The sequence below is a fragment of the Sinorhizobium arboris LMG 14919 genome (assembly GCF_000427465.1).
GTDB classification, from domain to species: Bacteria; Pseudomonadota; Alphaproteobacteria; order Rhizobiales; family Rhizobiaceae; genus Sinorhizobium; species Sinorhizobium arboris.
Window position 1 is genome coordinate 626685 of sequence record NZ_ATYB01000008.1, and the last position, 17610, is coordinate 644294.

Genomic DNA, 17610 nt, shown 5'->3' on the forward strand with positions numbered 1-17610 from the left:
CAGGCGACCAGCACAGGTCGTACACGTGGTTAGAGAACGGGCAAGCATGCTCCCTGCGCAGAGGTGTATGTCGCGACAATGCAATCTTTGCGAGCCAATTATATTGCAGGAACGTTGCATTTAGGTCTAAATGGAAGTGCATTGAATTAGGGGCCGTCGTGAACCTGAGGCAACTTCGTTTTTTCGTCGCCGTAGCTGAAGAACTTCATTTTGGTCGTGCCGCCGAGCGCCTCAACATGACGCAGCCTCCCCTAAGTCAGGCAATTCTTGCGCTGGAGCAGGAATTAGGTGTCATGCTTTTCAAGCGCACCAAGAGGCATGTTGAACTCACGCCTGTGGGTGCGCATTGGCTGAACTACGTGAATAAGTTGCTGGAAAACGCCGAAGCACTTCCAGTTCTGGCGCGCCAGATAGCACGCGGCGAAGTGGGCACGTTCACGGTTGGGTTTGTTTCAACGGCAGTCTACAGCCTTTTGCCTGCCCTCGTCGCGAGCTATCGGTCTATCTTCCCCGATGTCAAAGTGAACTTGCAAGAGATGACCAGCGATCTTCAGATCGAGGCACTTCTCCAGGGGGATATTGACGCCGGCCTCATTATCCCAGCCCACGCTACACTGGATGCCTCGCTAGCCTATCTGCCGCTTCTTCGTGAGCCGCTGGTGGCAGCAATACCCGAAGCATGGCTAGATGAAGGGCGCTTGGCCTGTGCCGAAGGGAAGTTGAAGCTTTCAGAAATAGCTGACAAGCCCCTCGTGATTTTCCCACACAGAAGTGCCCCCGCATTCCACGACATTATTACGAGCTATTTCGTCAAAGCTGGACTTCGGCCAAAGTTCGGGCAAGAGGCGATCCAGATGCAGACGATCGTGAGCTTGGTATCGAGCGGTATCGGTGTAGCCTTGGTGCCTGAAACCCTGCGTAGACTGGGCCGAAGCGGCATCCGTTATGTGCCGTTAGAAGGCGATCCGCCTGTCATCGAGACAGGTCTTGTCTGGCGCAACGAGGATCCTTCGCCGGCAGCGAATATGTTCGTCAATCTAGCCAAATCGCACGACCTGAACGGTGGTAGGAACTCCGACGTGCTTTAGTGGTCACATTCATGGACGCTTATGGGTGAGTCCGCACGTGCCCGCCGTCTCGAACAATCCACACCGTCAGCGCCCACTGGCCACCTTCGCCTTCCGGGTATTTGCATAGCAGTGCCGCATCCGCGACGTCTCCGAAACAACCCAGGCAGATAAGCCCGTAGCGGAAGCTGACCACGATCGTTTAGCGGCCGATTCGCTGATCTGACTTTCAATCTGGAGTCGGAGCGGCCTTTTAGAATGATGCTGCTTGGAGGTGCATCTGGGCAAGGACGCCTGATGTTCTCGATGCATCATTCGATCAGTGACGGCATGTCCCGCGAGTATATTAGGCGCGACATCGCGGACAGCCTTTCCGGCACGACATTGCCCCAACGAAGCCCCTTCCAGGCGGTCCTGTCATCCCGACCCAAAGTCTCGAAGGATGAATCCACAGTATACTGCATCTCAAAGGCGCATAACCATGTTCATCGGCTCATCAGCAGCTTTCCGCACAAGGATGCCTATTCGTCGGCGCGACTAAGACGAAAAACAACTTAGTCTGTAGTAACAAATATATTTCTGCGATTGCAACCTTACGATTTATACTTCGGTCAGACAGCGTGAGGAGATGGCCAGTGCCGCACAACCACCGATCCAAGATGATAACACAGGGGGTCGAGCGTTCCCCTAATCGAGCGATGTTCCGCGCTTTAGGCTATCAGACGGAAGACTTCGATAAGCCGATGATCGGGATCGCCAACGGTCACTCGACAATCACCCCATGCAATGCCGGGCTTCAGCCTCTCGTTAATGCGGCCGTCGCTGCGATCAAGGTGGCGGGAGCCAATCCGCAAACGTTCGGCTTCCCGACCATTTCAGACGGCATGTCCATGGGTACCGAAGGAATGAAATACTCCCTCGTCTCCCGCGAGGTAATCGCTGACTGCGTGGAAGCCACCGTTCAAGGGCAATGGATGGATGGAGTTCTCGTTATCGGCGGGTGCGACAAGAATCAGCCCGGTGGAATGATTGGGATAGCCCGCGCCAACGTACCAGCAATCTATGTCTACGGGGGGACTATCAAGCCGGGAAAGTGGAACGGACAGGATCTTTCGATCATCTCGGCGTTCGAGGCGGTCGGCGCGCTCAAGGCCGGCCGAATGAGCAACGAGGATTTCGAGGGCATCGAGCGTAATGCCTGCCCAACGACCGGCGCCTGCGGGGGCATGTATACGGCCAACACCATGAGTTCATCCTTTGAGGCGCTCGGTATATCGCTGCTCGGCTCCTCGACGATGGCGAACGTCGACCGGGAAAAGATCGACTCCGCGTCGGAGTCCGCACGTGTGCTCATCGGCGCGGTGAAGAGAGGAATCAGGCCTCGCGACATCATCACGCGCGAAAGCGTGGAAAACGCCATCGCCCTCGTTATGGCGACCGGCGGCTCCACCAATGCGGTGCTTCATTACCTCGCGATCTGCCAAGCCGCGGAGGTCGAGTGGACGCTGGAGGATTTTGAGCGAGTCAGGCGGAAAGTGCCGGTCATCTGCGACCTTAAGCCGTCGGGCAGATACATGGCGGTTGATCTTCACAGACAAGGCGGCGTACCGCAGGTCTTAAAGCTTCTACTCAATGCTGGATTGCTTAATGCCGACTGCATAACAATCACGGGCAAGACGATCGGAGAAGAGCTCGCGAATGTGCCGGATAGCCCTCCAGGAGGCCAGGAAGTGGTGCACACGGTAGGCACGCCAATCTACAAGGAGGGCCATCTGGCTATTCTGCGCGGCAACCTTGCCGAGGACGGGGCAGTCGCAAAGATTACCGGACTGACATCGACCTCGATCACTGGGCCGGCTCGCGTTTTCAATGACGAGGAATCGGCGCTCCAAGCGATCTTGTCAGGTTCCATCCAGCCCGGCGATGTACTTGTGCTGCGCTATCTTGGGCCGAAGGGTGGTCCCGGAATGCCGGAAATGCTAGCGCCAACCTCTGCAATCGTCGGGCAGGGGTTGGGCGACAAGGTCGGTCTTATCACCGACGGCCGGTTCTCTGGCGGCTCCTGGGGGCTGCTGGTCGGCCATGTCACCCCGGAAGCGTTCGAGGGGGGCACGATCGCTCTGGTCGAGGAGGGGGACCTTATAACGATCGACGCCGAGGCCCGCCTGCTTCAGCTCGAAATTGATGCCGAGGAGATCGAGCGCAGACGCCGAAACTGGCGTCAGCCGCCGCCGCGCTACACGCGAGGTGTGCTGGCTAAGTTCGCCGCGCTCGCCAGCCCGGCGAGTAAAGGAGCAATCACAGGGTAGAGCGGCCCGCAGCAGAAGTCGGTGCAAAGCGTGCACGACGGAACCTAATGGAAACTCCGCAATGGATATGGCTTATATCGCGTTAGATACGGTGCGCCTGCGGTCAAGAGCGATCTGAAGCTTTTCGCGTATCAGATGGCGGGACAATGGTTCGCATCGTTTCAACGCGAGGCGCCGCCGCCTATTTCCGGCTCGGTGATTACGCTATCAGGATCCGCTAGGAGGCGGATGAGGGCGGATTGCCACTGCAGGTTTCCTTGCTATGCCGTCGCCAGTGCCCTGACGGCCTCCGCCCTTGCCTGGCGCCGACCGCTCTTCATCGGTCTGCCCGCCACGTAGACCTCCGCTACCGAGCGGTCGTCGCCCATTGTCTGAAGAATGAAGAGCTCTTCGGCAAGTGACGAGGCTACCTGCATCCTGAGCTCCATCGCCGGCTTGGCCCGGCTGTCGAGGACAACAATATCCGCATCCGCGCCGGCATGCAGCGAGCCGATCCGATGTCCGAGATCGAGCGCGCGCGCGTTGCCGAGCGTCATCCTATAGAAGGAATTGAGTGGGGAGAGCCGCTGGCCCTGCAGGTGCAGAACCTTGTAGGCCTCGCCCATCGTTTCCAGCATCGAAAAACTCGTGCCGCCGCCGACATCGGTCGCAACCGCGTGGCGCGCGCCGAGCCTGTCGAAGCGATCGCGGTCGAAGAGGCCGCTCCCCAGGAAAAGGTTGGAGGTCGGACAGAAGACTCCCACCGACCCCGTCTCCGCGAGCACCGAGATCTCGCGGTCGCTCAGATGAATGCAGTGGCCGAGCAGGGTCTTGCGACCGAGAAGCTCGTAGCGTGAATAGATGTCGGTATAGTCCTTCGCCTCCGGATAGAGCGAAGTCGCGAAAGCAATTTCGTCGCGGTTTTCGGATAGATGGGTCTGAACGTAGCAATCCGGATGTTCGGCGGCGAGCACGCGGCTCGCCTCCATTTGCTCCGGAGTCGAGGTGATCGCAAAGCGCGGACTGATCGCGTAATGCGCGCGGCCGCGACCATGCCACCTGGCGATGAGTTCCTTCGTCTCAGCATAGCCCTTCTCTGGCGTATCGCGCAGCGCGTCCGGAGCGTTGCGGTCCATCATCACCTTGCCGCCGATCATCAGCATGCCGCGCTCTTCCGCTGCAGTGAAGAAAGCGTCGACGCTTTCCGGATGCACCGAACAATAGGCCACTGCGGTCGTCGTTCCGTTAGAGAGGAGCTCGTCCATGAAGCGGCCGGCGATGAAGGCGGCGTGCTCAGGCGCCTTGAACTTCTGCTCCTCCACGAAGATATAGGTGTTCAGCCACTCGAGGAGCTGCGCTCCATAGGACGCGATCGCCTGTGTCTGCGGGAAATGCAGGTGCGTATCGATGAATCCGGGCAGCACGAGGTGCGGCCGGTGATCGGCAACTTCCGCGGTGTGCCCGGCCTGTTCGGCCACGTCGGCGTAAGGGCCGACGCCCGCGATCTTGCCGTTCCTAACGAAAACGGCGCCGTCCTCGAAAAAGCGATAGGAGCCGGCATCGTCATGGCTCTCGGGCTCCTTGACGAAAGTCAGCACGCGGCCGCGGATCAAGAGAACGCTCATTGGACTTTTCCTTCCTTTACGGTCGTCTCGTACCAGGTGGCGATAAGTTGGCGTTCCTCCTCGGAGATGCCGGTGACATTGGCGGGCGGCATGGCATGCGAGCGCCCCGCCTGCAGGTAGATTTCGCGGGCATGAGCGACGATGTCGCCGTCGGCTTCGAGGACCACACCCTTCGGCGGCACGATAATGCCTTCCCAGCCGGGCTCGCGCGCATGACACATCGAACAGCGGCCAAGCACGGTGTCGCGCACTTTGGAAAAGTCCGGTGACGCGACGACGGCCTCGGTGGCCGTTGAAGCCCTGGCCTCTCCGCCTTCGGAGAGGACCTTGGGCACGGTGGAGAGCCACATGATGGCGATGAACAGAAGCACCGTCGCGAGCCAGGTCCAGGTCGGGCTGCCCTTGTTGGCGTGGCGCGTGTTGAACCAGTGGCGGATCGTGACGCCCATCAGGAAGACCAGCGAGGCGATGATCCAGTTGTATTGTGTGCCGAAGGCGAGCGGATAATGGTTCGACAGCATCAGGAACAGCACGGGCAGCGTCAGATAGTTGTTGTGCGTCGAGCGCTGCTTCGCCTGCTTTCCGAGAGCAGGATCGGGCGTGCGGCCCGCGATCAGGTCTGCAACAACCTTCTTCTGGTTCGGAATGATGATGAAGAACACATTGGCCGACATGATGGTCGCCGTGAAGGCGCCGAGATGCAGATAGGCGGCACGACCCGTGAAGAGCTGGGTGTAGCCCCAGGCGACGGCGACGAGGATGAAATAGAGGAGCACCATCAGCCGAGTATTGTCGCTGCCGAACGGCGAGCGGCAGATCATGTCATAGGCGAGCCAGCCGAAGCCCAGCGAGGCCAGCGAGATGGCGATCGCCACGGGCTTCGAGACGTCGAGCACGCTCGGGTCGATGAGATAGAGGTCCGCGCCGGCGTAATAGACGAGCGCAAGCATGCCGAAACCGGAGAGCCAGGTGACGTAGGACTCCCATTTGAACCAGATCAGATGCTCCGGCATGTTTTTCGGCGCGACCAGATATTTCTGGATGTGGTAGAAGCCGCCGCCATGCACCTGCCACTCTTCGCCATAGGCACCCACCGGCAGGCCCGGACGCTGCTTCAGCCCCAGGTCGAGCGCGACGAAGTAAAAAGATGAGCCGATCCAGGCGATGCCGGTGATGACATGCAGCCATCTCACCGCAAATGTCAGCCAGTCCCAGGCGATGGCATACTCGTACATTGAGTTCTCCCCATTTCTCTCGCACTCATTATGTGTCATTGCTTGGGGAGGCGGGAACGGCGCCATCGCACCAACTCTTTCAAAAAAAACTATAAAATCGAAGAGGAACCGGGGCGTTAGGTTGCCGCGGAGGAACAGAGGCGGAAGCATGTCCTATCTCGATAATGTGCGCGTGTTCGTGCGCGTCGTGGAACTTGGAACGCTGTCGGCAGCGGGTCGCGATCAGCGCGTCACGCCGGCGGTTGCCAGCAATAGAATCAAGGAGTTGGAGCGGCATATGGGCGTGCGCCTGTTCAACCGCACGACCCGTAAGCTGACACCCACGGAGCACGGCCGTGTCTTCTATGAAGGCGCGGTCAAAATTCTCGAGGCCGTCAACGAAGCGGAGAGCGCCATTGCCGATCTTTCAAGAAATCCGAAGGGAGCGCTGAAGATCACCGCCCCGCTCGGCATCGGCCGGCGGCTGATCGCGCCCGGAATACCGGAATTCCACGATCGCTATCCCGACATCGAGGTACGGTTGCGTCTCTCCGACCATAATGTCGACATTCTCGCCGAAGGCGTGGATATCGCCTTCAAGCTCGGCATACTCGAGGATTCGAACCTGCGCATGCGCGGCATCATGAACTGCGACCGCGTACTCTGTGGCTCACCGCGCTATTTCGAAAGGCGCGGCATCCCTTCGTCGCCGGACGACCTCCTCAGCCACAGCCACGATTGTCTCCTGCTGCGCTATCCCGGGTCGAAGGAATATTACTGGACGTTGCAGACAGCGGATGGCGTTCGCAAGTTCGAGGTCGGCGGTCCCTATGATTCGGATGATGGCGACGTGCTCACCCAGTGGGCGCTGGACGGACGCGGCATCGTCAACAAACCGCTCTTCGAGGTAAAGCAGCATATCGACGAGGGCTTGCTCGTCCCGGTGCTCGAGGAGACGCCGCCGCTCGGCGCACAGCTCGCTGCGATCTACCCGCACAAGCGCTTCCAGGATCCGAAGGTCCGGCTGATGATCGACTTCATGGCCGAGCGCTGTCAGCGGCTGATCGGCAAGATGCTTGCCGATCCTGGCCCACCGGCGGCCGAGACGGGGACATGAGAGGCGACGACTCCGGCGAGCTACGCGTTCACCGGCTTCCGTCTGTTCTGAGGGGGCAGTGGCTCACGATTCAGCGCTGCAGTCATGATCTCGGCCGCGGCAAGCGCCGCGATCACCGGCGGCCTCTTGTCCTTCACCGCCGTACCGCCGATCGGGCAGACGAGCCACTTGCAAAGCTCAGGACGATTGACCTCTCGCGACAGCCAGTTCTTGAAAGTCGCGCGTTTCGTCTTCGAGCCTATCATCCCGACGTAGCTGGCGTCTTCGCGGCCGAGGGCTTCGGCCGCGATCAGGAAATCGAGTGCGTGATCATGGGTGAGGACGACGAAGGCGCTGCCCGGCGGGGCATCGCGTACGATGGCTTCGGGCATTGCAGTCAGGCAGGTTTCGATACCCGGCACGTCTGCGGCAGAGAGTTCGTGCTCGCGCGTGTCTACGAGAACGGTCCTGAGGGGCACCAGCGACAGCGCCATGGCGAGCGCATTGCCGACATGGCCCGCCCCGAAAATATAGACATGCGGCCGCTGCGCGATTTCGTCATCGCTGCGCTCGATTAGCCTGGCGCGCGTCTCCTTGTCGGCGATCCTGAAGGAAAGCGCGACGCGCCCGCCACAGCACTGGCCGATTTCCGGGCCGAGCGGGATGTTCAGGCGGCTGTCAGCCGCTCCCTGAAGGAGCTTTCGCGCATGGTCGATCGCCATATATTCCAGCTGGCCGCCGCCGATCGTCGCGAAGGTGCGCTCCCTGGAAACGAGCATCCAGGCATCGGTGTCCCGCGGCGTCGAGCCTGCGGCTCCCGCCACCTCGACAAGAACGCAGGCCGATTCACGGCTCAAGAAGTCCCGGATGTCCTTTCTGCCCGTCATCTCAGTCATCCATTCTCTTCGCTGGGCGATCGTCTCTACCCCGCTTTGACGGCGGCGCGAAGGCGCTCGACCGCCATCAATACGCGCTCCGGCGTTGCCGGCGCATCGATGCGCGGCGGAATACGATAATCGGCGACGCTCGCCGCCGCCATGGATATCGCCTCCAGCACCGAAATCCCCAGCATGAACGGAGGTTCCCCGACCGCCTTCGAGCGCCGGATCGTCTCCTCACGGTTCACCGACCATTCAGCGAGACGCACGTTGAAGACGCGCGGGCGGTCGGAAGCGAGCGGAATTTTGTAGGTGGAAGGCGCATGCGTCCGCAAGCGGCCCTTGGCATCCCACCAGAGCTCTTCCGTCGTCAGCCACCCCATGCCCTGGACGAAGGCGCCCTCGACCTGGCCGAGATCGAGCGCCGGGTTCAGCGACTTTCCGGCATCGTGGATGATATCGGTGCGCTCGACCTGGTATTCGCCGGTCAGCGTGTCGACGCTGACCTCGGAGCAAGAGGCGCCGTAGGCGAAGTAATAGAACGGACGGCCACGGCCCTCGGCGCGGCTCCAGTGGATCTTCGGTGTCTTGTAGAAGCCGGCCGCGGAAAGTTGTACGCGGGCGGAATAGGCCGCCCTGACAAACTCGGAGAAGGCGATGCGTTCGGCACCGATCCGGACCGTATTCGGCTCGAAGGCGACATCCGCCTCGCTCACGCCGTAACGTTCGGCCGCGAAGCGCACGAGCCGCTCCTTGATCTGCTGGCAGGCATTGGCGGCTGCCATGCCGTTCAGGTCCGAACCGGACGAAGCGGCCGTCGCCGAGGTGTTCGGCACCTTGCCGGTCGAGGTCGCCGTCACCTTGATACGGTCGAGATCGACCTGGAATTCGTCCGCCACGACCTGCGCCACCTTGGTGTAGAGCCCCTGCCCCATCTCGGTGCCGCCGTGGTTCAGCTGGATCGAACCATCCGTATAGACGTGGATCAGGGCGCCCGCCTGATTGTATTCCGTCTTGGTGAAGGAGATGCCGAATTTCACCGGCGTCAGCGCGATGCCGCGCTTGACGACGGGGCTCTCGCGGTTGAAGGCGATGGCCGCTTGCCGCCGGGCGGCATAGTCGGACGAAGCCTCGAGCTCTTCGATGATGCGGCCGATGATGTTGTCTTCGACTGTCTGGTGGTACGGCGTCAGGTTGCGCCCTTCGCCGCCGTAGAAATTGAGCTTTCGGATTTCGAGCGGGTCCTTGCCGAGCGCATAGGCGACGTCTTCGATCATCCGCTCGCCGCCGACCATGCCCTGCGGTCCGCCGAAACCTCGGAACGCGGTATTCGAGACCGTGTTGGTCTTCAGCGGGCGCGAGCGCAGCCGGACATTCGGGTAGAAATAGCAATTGTCGGCGTGGAAGAGCGCGCGATCGGTCACCGGTCCGGAAAGGTCGGCCGAGAAGCCGCAGCGCGCGGCGAAGACCGCGTCCACCGCCTCGATCCGTCCGTCGTCGTCGAAGCCGATCTTGTAATCGACATGGAAGTCGTGGCGCTTGCCGGTTGCCGTCATGTCGTCGTCGCGGTCGGGGCGCACCTTGACCGCACGACGGAATTTCCTGGCGGCCACCGCAGCCACCGCTGCGAAGAGGTTTGCCTGCGTCTCCTTGCCGCCGAAGCCGCCGCCCATGCGGCGGACATTGACGGTTACCGCATTCGAGGGCACCCCCAGCACATGGGCCACCATGAGCTGGGTCTCGCTCGGATGCTGGGTCGAGGAGAAGACCGTGACTTCATCGTCCTCGCCGGGAATGGCGAAGGAGATCTGGCCTTCGAGATAGAAATGATCCTGGCCGCCGATGCGCATCTCGCCCGAAACGATGTTCTTAGCCCTGGCGAAGCCGGCATCGATATCGCCGCGTTCGAGCTTCAGGGGATCGATCACCAGCGGATAATTCGCGGCGGCCGCCTCGAGGACATCCGTCACATGCGGCAGATCGCGATAGGCGATCTTCGCCTTCGCCGCCGCGCGGCGGGCGGCCTCGCGCGAGGTGGCGATGACCGCGAAGATCGGCTGGCCGTGGAACTCGACCTTGTCGGTCGCAAAGACCGGATCGTCATGCTTGTGCGCCGGGCTGATGTCGTTCTCGCCGGGTATGTCCACCGCCGTGAGTACACCCACGACACCAGGAGTGTCACGCACCGCCTCGAAGTCCATCGACAGGATTTCTGCATGCGCGCGTTGCGACAGCCCCAGATAGCCGTGGAGCGTACCGGAAGGCTCCGGAATATCGTCTATGTATTCGGCCGTTCCGGAAACGTGTTTGTGGCCGGATTCGTGGCGTTCCTTGTCGTGTACGCCGCCGCGGACGCGATCGAGTGGCTGCATCACATTCATGGGTCCACCTCCTCTAGATCGCCACCGCAACGGTGCGGTCGATCCGGACATTGCGCGTTTCCTGCGTTTCCAGATGGAAGCGCCGCAGGAGGTTCCTGGCGACGAGCATCCGATATTCAGAAGAGGCGCGCCAGTCGGTGAGCGGCGTGAAGTCCTGCTCGTAGGCCGCGAGGCCAGCCTCGATCGCAGCGTCGTTCCACTGCGCGCCCTTGAGAACGGCTTCCACATTCGACGCACGCTTCGGCGTGCCCGCCATACCTCCGAAGGCGATGGCCACGTCGGCAACCCTGCCGTCGCCGTCGAGCTTCACGCGGAACGCGCCGCAGACTGCGGAAATGTCCTCGTCGAAGCGTTTCGAAATCTTGTAGACCGCGAAGCGGTCGGCCTTGCCCGGAAAAGGAATCCGGACGGACTCGAGGAATTCGCCGGGTTGGCGATCCTGTGTGCCGTATTCGATGAAGAACGCTTCCAGCGGCAGCGTGCGGCGGCTTGTTCCCTTGCGCAGGGTCACCGAAGCGCCAAGTGCGATCAGCGCAGGCGGCGTGTCGCCGATCGGCGAACCGTTGGCGATATTGCCGCCGACCGTGCCCATATTGCGCACCTGCTCGCCGCCGATGCGGTCCCAGAGTTCGCGCAATTGCGGGAAGTGCCGGGCGATGACCGGATAAGCTTCCGTGTAGCTTACGCCGGCAGCAAGGGTGACCCCATCGGCGTCGACGGAAATCCGCCGCAGCTCTTCAAGATGCGAGAGATGCACGACCGGCGCGATGTCGCGCATGAATTTCGTGACCCAGAGACCGACATCGGTCGAACCGGCGACGATCGTCGCCTTGGGGTTTGCCTCGATAACCGCAGCGAAATCGTCCAGCGAGGCCGGCAGCACGATGCGCTCGTCTTCGCCGCCGATCTCGACGCGGCGGCCGTCCCGTAGCGCCTCCAGCTGTCGCGTGATCTCCTCGCGCTCGACAATCAGCGGGTCTTTGCCGAGCTCACCGACCGATGCGACCGCCTCCGCCGCGCGGATGATCGCGGCATAGCCGGTGCAGCGACAGAGATTGCCCTGCAGCGCTTTCTCGATTTCCTGAACGCTCGGCTTTGCATTCGCCATCCAGAGACCGTAGAGCGACATTACGAAACCGGGTGTGCAGAAACCGCATTGCGAAGCGTGGGTGTCGACCATCGCCTGCTGCACGGGATGCAGCGGCCCGTTCGGCTGCGCAAGCGCCTCCACCGTTACCACATGGCAGCCGTCGAGGGACGCGACGAAGCGGATGCAGGCGTTGACGGATTCGTATTTGAGCTTGCCGTCGAGAAGCCTGCCGACGAGTACGGTGCAGGCGCCGCAGTCGCCTTCCGCGCAGCCTTCCTTTGTCCCGCGCAGCTTGCGGTCGATGCGCAGGAAGTCCAGCAGCGTTTGCACCGGCGAGACATCGGCAAGCTCGACGGACCGGTCATTCAAAAGGAAGCGGATGGTATTGCGGATTTCGGTCGTCATTGCCGTCAGCTCCCGCGATAGGTGGAATAGCCGTAGGGCGAAAGCAGCAGAGGCACGTGATAATGCGTGGCGCGATCGGCGATCCCGAAGCGTATCGGGATCACGTCGAGAAACGGGTGCGCGCCGCGCTCGGCCGCGGGGCCCAGATATTCGCCGGCATGAAAGTGCAGTTCGTAGGCTCCGGTTTCCATCGTGGAGCCGCTGAGAAGCGGCGCATCGCAGCGCCCGTCATCGTTGGTGCGGGTCGAAGAGAGAAGCTCCGTCCGTTCGCCTTCGATCCGGTAGAGATCGATGCGCAGGTTGCCTGCCGGTTTCCCGCTCGCCGTGTCAAGCACGTGGGTCGTCAGACGCCCGGGCGTTCCGTCTTGAACTTCCATTCTGTCGCTCCTCCGAAATTCAGCATCGAGGATAGAGTATCCGAGGCGCGGGCGCCCTTGTGTAGCGGGCTCAACCTTCGAGACTTTCAAATTTTTCGGGGGGAATGACAGAGCGGGATTCTCGCTACGAATTGGACGACGAGACAATCTCTGGAGGAGCTGCTGCTATGAGATATCCCCGCGATCTCCTGGGCCATGGTCCGAACCCGCGTATCGCCTGGCCCGAGGGCGCCCGGATCGCCGTGCAATTCGTGATCAATTACGAGGAGGGCGGAGAGAACTGCGTGCTTCACGGCGACGCGGCTTCGGAGGCCTTTCTCTCGGAAATCGTCGGCGCTCAGGCCTGGCCCGCCCAGCGCCACTGGAACATGGAGTCGATCTACGAATACGGCGCGCGCGCCGGTTTCTGGCGGCTGCACCGGTTGTTCACCGAGCGGCAAATACCAGCCACGGTCTACGGCGTCGCCACGGCCCTCAAGCGATCGCCTGCCCAGGTGGCTGCCATGCAGGACGCCGGCTGGGAGATCGCCTCCCACGGCCTCAGATGGATCGAACACAAGGATTTCGACGCCGAGCGCGAGCGCGCCGAGATCGCCGAGGCGATCCGCCTTCACACGATCGTAACGGGCGAACGGCCGACCGGCTGGTATACCGGCCGCTGCTCCGTGAACACGCTCGACCTCGTGACAGAGGCGGGTGGCTTCGACTACGTCTCCGACGCCTATGCGGACGACCTGCCCTATTGGCATGAACATGCCGGCCGGCACCAGCTCGTCATCCCTTACACTCTCGACGCCAACGACATGCGCTTCGCGACCCCGCAAGGCTTCAACAGCGGCGACCAGTTCTTCAGCTATCTGAAGGACAGTTTCGACGTTCTCTATGCCGAAGGCGTCGCGGGGTCTCCGAAGATGATGAGCATCGGTCTGCACTGCCGTCTCGTCGGGCGACCCGGCAGGGCCGCCGCCCTGGCGCGATTCCTCGACTATGTGAAGAGCCACGACAGGGTCTGGCTCGCCCGCCGCGTCGACATTGCCCGCTACTGGGCAGAGACCTATCCGTTTCAACCGAACGAAGACCGGCCGTCGCGACTGTCGAAGGATGACTTCATTGGTCGCTTCGGAGGGGTATTCGAGCACTCCGACTGGATCGCCAGACGCGCCTTTGCGGGTGAGCTCGGCCCGGTCAACGACACGGCGACGGGACTGCACGCGGCACTCTGCGCGGTTTTCCGCGAGGCAAGCGCGGAGGAAAGGCTTGCCGTCCTCAATGCCCATCCCGACCTGGCCGGCAAGCTCGCCCAGGCGAAGCGCCTGACCGAGAGCTCGACCTCGGAACAAGCCTCGGCCGGCCTCGACGCGCTGACGGATGGGGAGCGCGAGCGTTTTACGAGGCTCAACGATGCCTATGTCGAGAAGTTCGGCTTTCCCTTCATCATGGCCGTAAAGGGGCGCAGCAAGGACGAAATCCTCGCCGCCTTCGCGAGCCGCATCGGCAACGAACGCGACGCCGAATTCGACACGGCCTGCCGCCAAGTGGAGCGGATCGCGCTGTTGCGGCTGCGCGACGTGCTGCCGGACTAAGTCGGGACCATGACACGTGCCGACGAAGTCCTCCCCGGCTTTGCAGCGGGGAGGATCAACCTCGCTTCTGCGGGCCTTGGCGCACGGGCGCTCCTTGCGACGGACGAATTCTTCGGCCCGCCGGAGCGCATGCTCAAGGACGAGCCGGCCGTATTCCACTCCGGACTCTATGACGACCACGGCAAATGGATGGACGGCTGGGAAACCCGCCGCCGCCGCGGTGCCGGCCACGACTACGCGATCATCGCGCTCGCCGCAAAAGGGCGGATTGCCGGCTTCGACGTCGACACGTCGCACTTCACCGGCAATTATCCGAGCGCCTGCTCAATAGAAGCGTGTCATTCGGCGGAGGGCCCGGACGAGGCGACCGAGTGGGTTCAGTTGCTGCCGATCAGCGACCTCGGCCCGAACGCGCATCACTTCTTCGCTGCGCAATCCGACGCGGTCTACAGCCACGTCCGGCTGCGCATCTACCCGGACGGCGGCGTCGCCCGGCTGCGGGTCTACGGCACTCCGGCACTCGACCTCAAGGCTGCGGCGAACGATACGATCGATCTCGCCTCCTGCCTGTCCGGTGGCCGGGTCGTCGCCTTCTCCAACGGACATTACGGCCACGAGCGGCTCATTGCGCCCGGCCGCGGTGCGAATATGGGCGACGGTTGGGAAACGCGCAGACGGCGCGAGCCGGGCTACGACTGGATCATCGTCAAGCTTGCCGCACGCGGCCACGTCGAGCGGATCGTCGTCGACACGGCGCACTTCAAGGGCAACTACCCGGATGCCTGCTCGCTGCAGGCGGCTGATCTCACAGGCGTTGCTGCCGGGTGCGACATGCTCGCTGCCTCCTCTGCGATGTTCTGGAACGAGCTTCTGCCGCACCGGAAGCTTTCCGCCGACAGTATCCATGAGTACGGGGCCGATATGCTGCGTTTTGCCGATCCGGTCACGCATGTGCGCCTGAACATCTACCCGGACGGCGGCGTCAGCCGGCTGCGCATCTACGGCCGGATCGCCGAGGAGAAGCGCGGGTAGGTCTCTCGGCGCGCCGAACGACTGCCGAAATGACGGTCCAACTCCTCGATTCTGCTTCTCCGTAACCCCCAAAGGGTCCTGGTGCCGGCGATCCGACGGTCGTCGGCGCCTTTGGCCGGGCGGCGGCCCGGCCAAAGGCATACCGCGCGCAACTGTTCCGTCACTCGGCGAAGAAAGCGAAGCGGACGATGAACAGTGCCGCGACAAGCTGGGTCGCCGGGTGGATGACGTTCCACTTGCCGGTGCAGACCTTCAGGACGACATAGCTGACGAAGCCGAAGGCGAGACCGTTGGCGATCGAATAGGTGAACGGCATGGCGATCGCCGTCAGGGCGGCAGGCGCCGCTTCAGTCAGGTCGTCCCATTCGATCTCCGTGAGCTCGCGCATCATCAGGCCGGCGACGTAAAGCAGTGCCGGCGCGGTCGCATAGGACGGGACGGCGGCAGCAAGCGGCGAGATGAAGAGTGCAGCGAGGAACAGCACCGAGATCGTCAGCGCCGTGAGACCGGTGCGCCCTCCCGCCTGCACGCCCGAGGCGCTTTCGACATAGGCGGTCGTGCTGCTGGTGCCCATCAGCGAGCCGGCGACGATGGCCGAGCTGTCGGCAAGCAGTGCACGCCCGAGACGGCTGGGCTTGCCCTCGCCCACCAGTTTCGCACGCTTGGCGACACCGATCAGCGTCCCGGTCGCGTCGAAGACCTCGACGAGCACGAAGACGAGAATGACATGGACGAGACCGCCATGCAGGGCGCCCATGATGTCGAGCTGGAGGAAGGTCGGCGCAATGCTCGGAGGCGCAGAGACGATGCCCTGGAATTCCGACACGCCGAGGAACATCGACAGGACCGTCACCACTAGGATGCCGATGAGGATGGATCCGCGGACATTGAGTGCGTCGAGGACGGCGATGACGAAGAATCCGAGGATCGCGAGCAGCGGTCCGGTCTGCTTGAGATCGCCGAGGCCGACCAGCGTCGCCGGGTTGTCGACGACGATGCCGGCGTTTTTCAGGGCGATGATGCCCAGGAACAGGCCGATACCGGTCGCGATCGCGCTGCGCAGCGAGTGCGGTATGCCCGCAATCAGCCAGCTTCGGACCCCCGTGACCGTCAGGAGCAGGAAGATGATGCCGGAGATGAAGACGGCGCCGAGTGCCTGCTGCCAGGTGAAGCCGAGGGCGGCCACGACTGTGAAGGCGAAGAATGCGTTGAGGCCCATGCCGGGCGCCATGCCGATCGGCCAATTGGCGACGAGCGCCATGACGGCCGAGCCGAGGGCGGCGGCAAGACAGGTCGCGACGAAGATCGCGTTGCGGTCCATACCCGTGGTCGACAGGATGTCAGGATTGACGAAGATGATGTAGGACATCGTAAGGAACGTCGTGACGCCGGCGATCACTTCCGTGCGGACGGTCGTGCCGTGCTCCTTAAGCTTGAAGAGTCGTTCAAACATTTTTCCTCCCTTGGCAGACGTCATCTCGACGCAGCCGAACGACAGAGACCGGGTGTGTTGCTCCTCCAAGAGCCCGGCCGTTGCATGTTGATCGCGCCCCGCTTTTCTTCGGGTATGATCCAGGCCGTGCGGCCTCGCCGGATGGGATGCCATCGCAAGCACCCGATTGTGCGTTTTCGCGCGCATGATCGCTAGCCACCGATTTCGACGCCGGATGCGAAAGACTTTCAAGTTTTCCAGAGCATTCCCTCGGGCACCGGGGATGCTAGATCCGGGTATCGGACGCCGTCCAGGTACCGTCGCCGTCGCGGACGAGCATCGGCGTCGCGAAGACGCCGACAGTCCGATCCGGCCATTGCGGAGAGAGATCGGCGAGCGGCCGGCGCCACCGTTCCGACTGCAGCATGGCGGCACCGATCGCGACCGGCTCGACGCCGCAGGCCGCCATCAGCGACAGGCCGGCAAGGATCGAGGCTCCGCTCGATATCACATCGTCGATCAGCACGACGCGCCGACCCTGCAACAGCGGCAGCATGCGGGGATCGAGATAGAGCCGCTTTTTCTGACCGGGCGTCGTGATGGACGACAGGGGAACGGAGAGATCGTCGGCGTACCAGAACTTTCGCGAGGTTCCGAGCGGCACATAGCGCTTGTGGCCGAGCTTGCGGGCAACGGCTGCGGCGAGCGTCAGGCCGAGTGTCGGAAGACCCGCGACCATTTCCGGTCGGAAGGGCGCCAGTCGGGCGGCCAGTTCCTCCGCGAGCGCGTCCTCCACCTCGAAGCTCGCCTGATTGATGATCAGCGAGGCCAGCGCGTGCCTGTCGTCCGCAAGCGGCCGGATCGGCAGGAGGATCTGGCGTCCGTCCGCGAGAGTGGCTGGATATGAGGTGCGGAAGCCGCCGTCCCCGGCAAGGCTACCGGGCGGAAAGACCTCCTGCCAGTAATCGTGCGGCTCAATCGCCTTCGTTTGCGTCATACCAAGCGTCCATTCGGCTGAGTAAAAGGTTCTGATCCCCGAGTTTTTCGTCTATACCGATTGCCGCTTCGATCAAACCGAAAGGGCACACCCGAGCGGCCAAAGCTGGGGAATTCAGGCCCTTTCCAGACTGCTCAAGGAATGC

General features: G+C 62.3%; 14 protein-coding genes. 6 read left to right on the forward strand and 8 right to left on the reverse strand.

The features are described from left to right. Positions 1-158 precede the first annotated feature (158 nt). From SINAR_RS0103575 to ilvD, 3 genes are all read left to right on the forward strand, one after another. Positions 159-1088 (forward strand): LysR family transcriptional regulator, encoded by a 930-nt coding sequence (locus SINAR_RS0103575; protein ID WP_027997779.1) that lies wholly within the window; start codon positions 159-161, stop codon positions 1086-1088. Between the two features lie 213 nt (positions 1089-1301). Further along, complete coding sequence (locus tag SINAR_RS1000000138420; protein WP_419761322.1) at positions 1302-1625, forward strand: hypothetical protein; 324 nt, start codon at positions 1302-1304, stop codon at positions 1623-1625. A 77-nt stretch (positions 1626-1702) separates the two neighbouring features. After that, entirely contained in the window at positions 1703-3376 is a 1674-nt protein-coding gene (gene ilvD / locus SINAR_RS0103580) for a dihydroxy-acid dehydratase (RefSeq protein WP_027997780.1), read from the forward strand. A gap of 260 nt (positions 3377-3636) precedes the next feature. On the opposite strand, the gene guaD is transcribed toward ilvD, so the two are convergent. Together guaD and SINAR_RS0103590 are read right to left on the reverse strand one after the other, a co-directional pair. Further along, positions 3637-4980, reverse strand: coding sequence for a guanine deaminase (guaD, locus tag SINAR_RS0103585; RefSeq protein WP_027997781.1), 1344 nt, complete (start codon positions 4978-4980; stop codon positions 3637-3639). Continuing rightward, positions 4977-6215 (reverse strand): urate hydroxylase PuuD, encoded by a 1239-nt coding sequence (locus SINAR_RS0103590; protein ID WP_027997782.1) that lies wholly within the window; start codon positions 6213-6215, stop codon positions 4977-4979. The genes guaD and SINAR_RS0103590 overlap by 4 nt, the downstream gene beginning before the upstream one ends. A gap of 148 nt (positions 6216-6363) precedes the next feature. Here SINAR_RS0103590 and SINAR_RS0103595 point away from each other — a divergent pair, with 148 nt between their 5' ends. Continuing rightward, positions 6364-7311: a LysR family transcriptional regulator gene (locus tag SINAR_RS0103595; RefSeq protein WP_027997783.1), complete on the forward strand. Its 948-nt coding sequence runs from the start codon at positions 6364-6366 to the stop codon at positions 7309-7311. 20 nt (positions 7312-7331) lie between these two features. Here the strand turns inward: SINAR_RS0103595 and xdhC are convergent, their stop codons facing one another. From xdhC to uraH, 4 genes are read right to left on the reverse strand one after another with little or no spacing between them, the layout of a single operon-like run. After that, positions 7332-8177 carry a xanthine dehydrogenase accessory protein XdhC gene (gene xdhC / locus SINAR_RS0103600; protein WP_027997784.1) on the reverse strand — a complete coding sequence of 282 codons (846 nt, stop codon included), beginning with the start codon at positions 8175-8177 and terminating at the stop codon, positions 7332-7334. Between the two features lie 35 nt (positions 8178-8212). Further along, positions 8213-10549: a xanthine dehydrogenase molybdopterin binding subunit gene (gene xdhB / locus SINAR_RS0103605; protein WP_027997785.1), complete on the reverse strand. Its 2337-nt coding sequence runs from the start codon at positions 10547-10549 to the stop codon at positions 8213-8215. A 13-nt stretch (positions 10550-10562) separates the two neighbouring features. Then, a complete protein-coding gene (gene xdhA / locus SINAR_RS0103610; RefSeq protein WP_027997786.1) occupies positions 10563-12044 on the reverse strand; it encodes a xanthine dehydrogenase small subunit in 1482 nt (493 codons plus the stop codon). A 5-nt stretch (positions 12045-12049) separates the two neighbouring features. Continuing rightward, positions 12050-12421 (reverse strand): hydroxyisourate hydrolase, encoded by a 372-nt coding sequence (gene uraH / locus SINAR_RS0103615; protein ID WP_027997787.1) that lies wholly within the window; start codon positions 12419-12421, stop codon positions 12050-12052. Between the two features lie 167 nt (positions 12422-12588). Here uraH and puuE point away from each other — a divergent pair, with 167 nt between their 5' ends. Further along, positions 12589-14004 carry an allantoinase PuuE gene (gene puuE, locus SINAR_RS0103620; protein WP_027997788.1) on the forward strand — a complete coding sequence of 472 codons (1416 nt, stop codon included), beginning with the start codon at positions 12589-12591 and terminating at the stop codon, positions 14002-14004. A 9-nt stretch (positions 14005-14013) separates the two neighbouring features. Beyond that, a complete protein-coding gene (gene alc, locus SINAR_RS0103625; protein WP_027997789.1) occupies positions 14014-15036 on the forward strand; it encodes an allantoicase in 1023 nt (340 codons plus the stop codon). 160 nt (positions 15037-15196) lie between these two features. Here alc and SINAR_RS0103630 read toward each other — a convergent pair whose 3' ends face one another. Together SINAR_RS0103630 and SINAR_RS0103635 are read right to left on the reverse strand one after the other, a co-directional pair. Beyond that, complete coding sequence (locus tag SINAR_RS0103630; RefSeq protein WP_027997790.1) at positions 15197-16489, reverse strand: NCS2 family permease; 1293 nt, start codon at positions 16487-16489, stop codon at positions 15197-15199. A gap of 265 nt (positions 16490-16754) precedes the next feature. Then, positions 16755-17465 (reverse strand): phosphoribosyltransferase, encoded by a 711-nt coding sequence (locus tag SINAR_RS0103635; protein ID WP_027997791.1) that lies wholly within the window; start codon positions 17463-17465, stop codon positions 16755-16757. Positions 17466-17610: the final 145 nt, after the last annotated feature.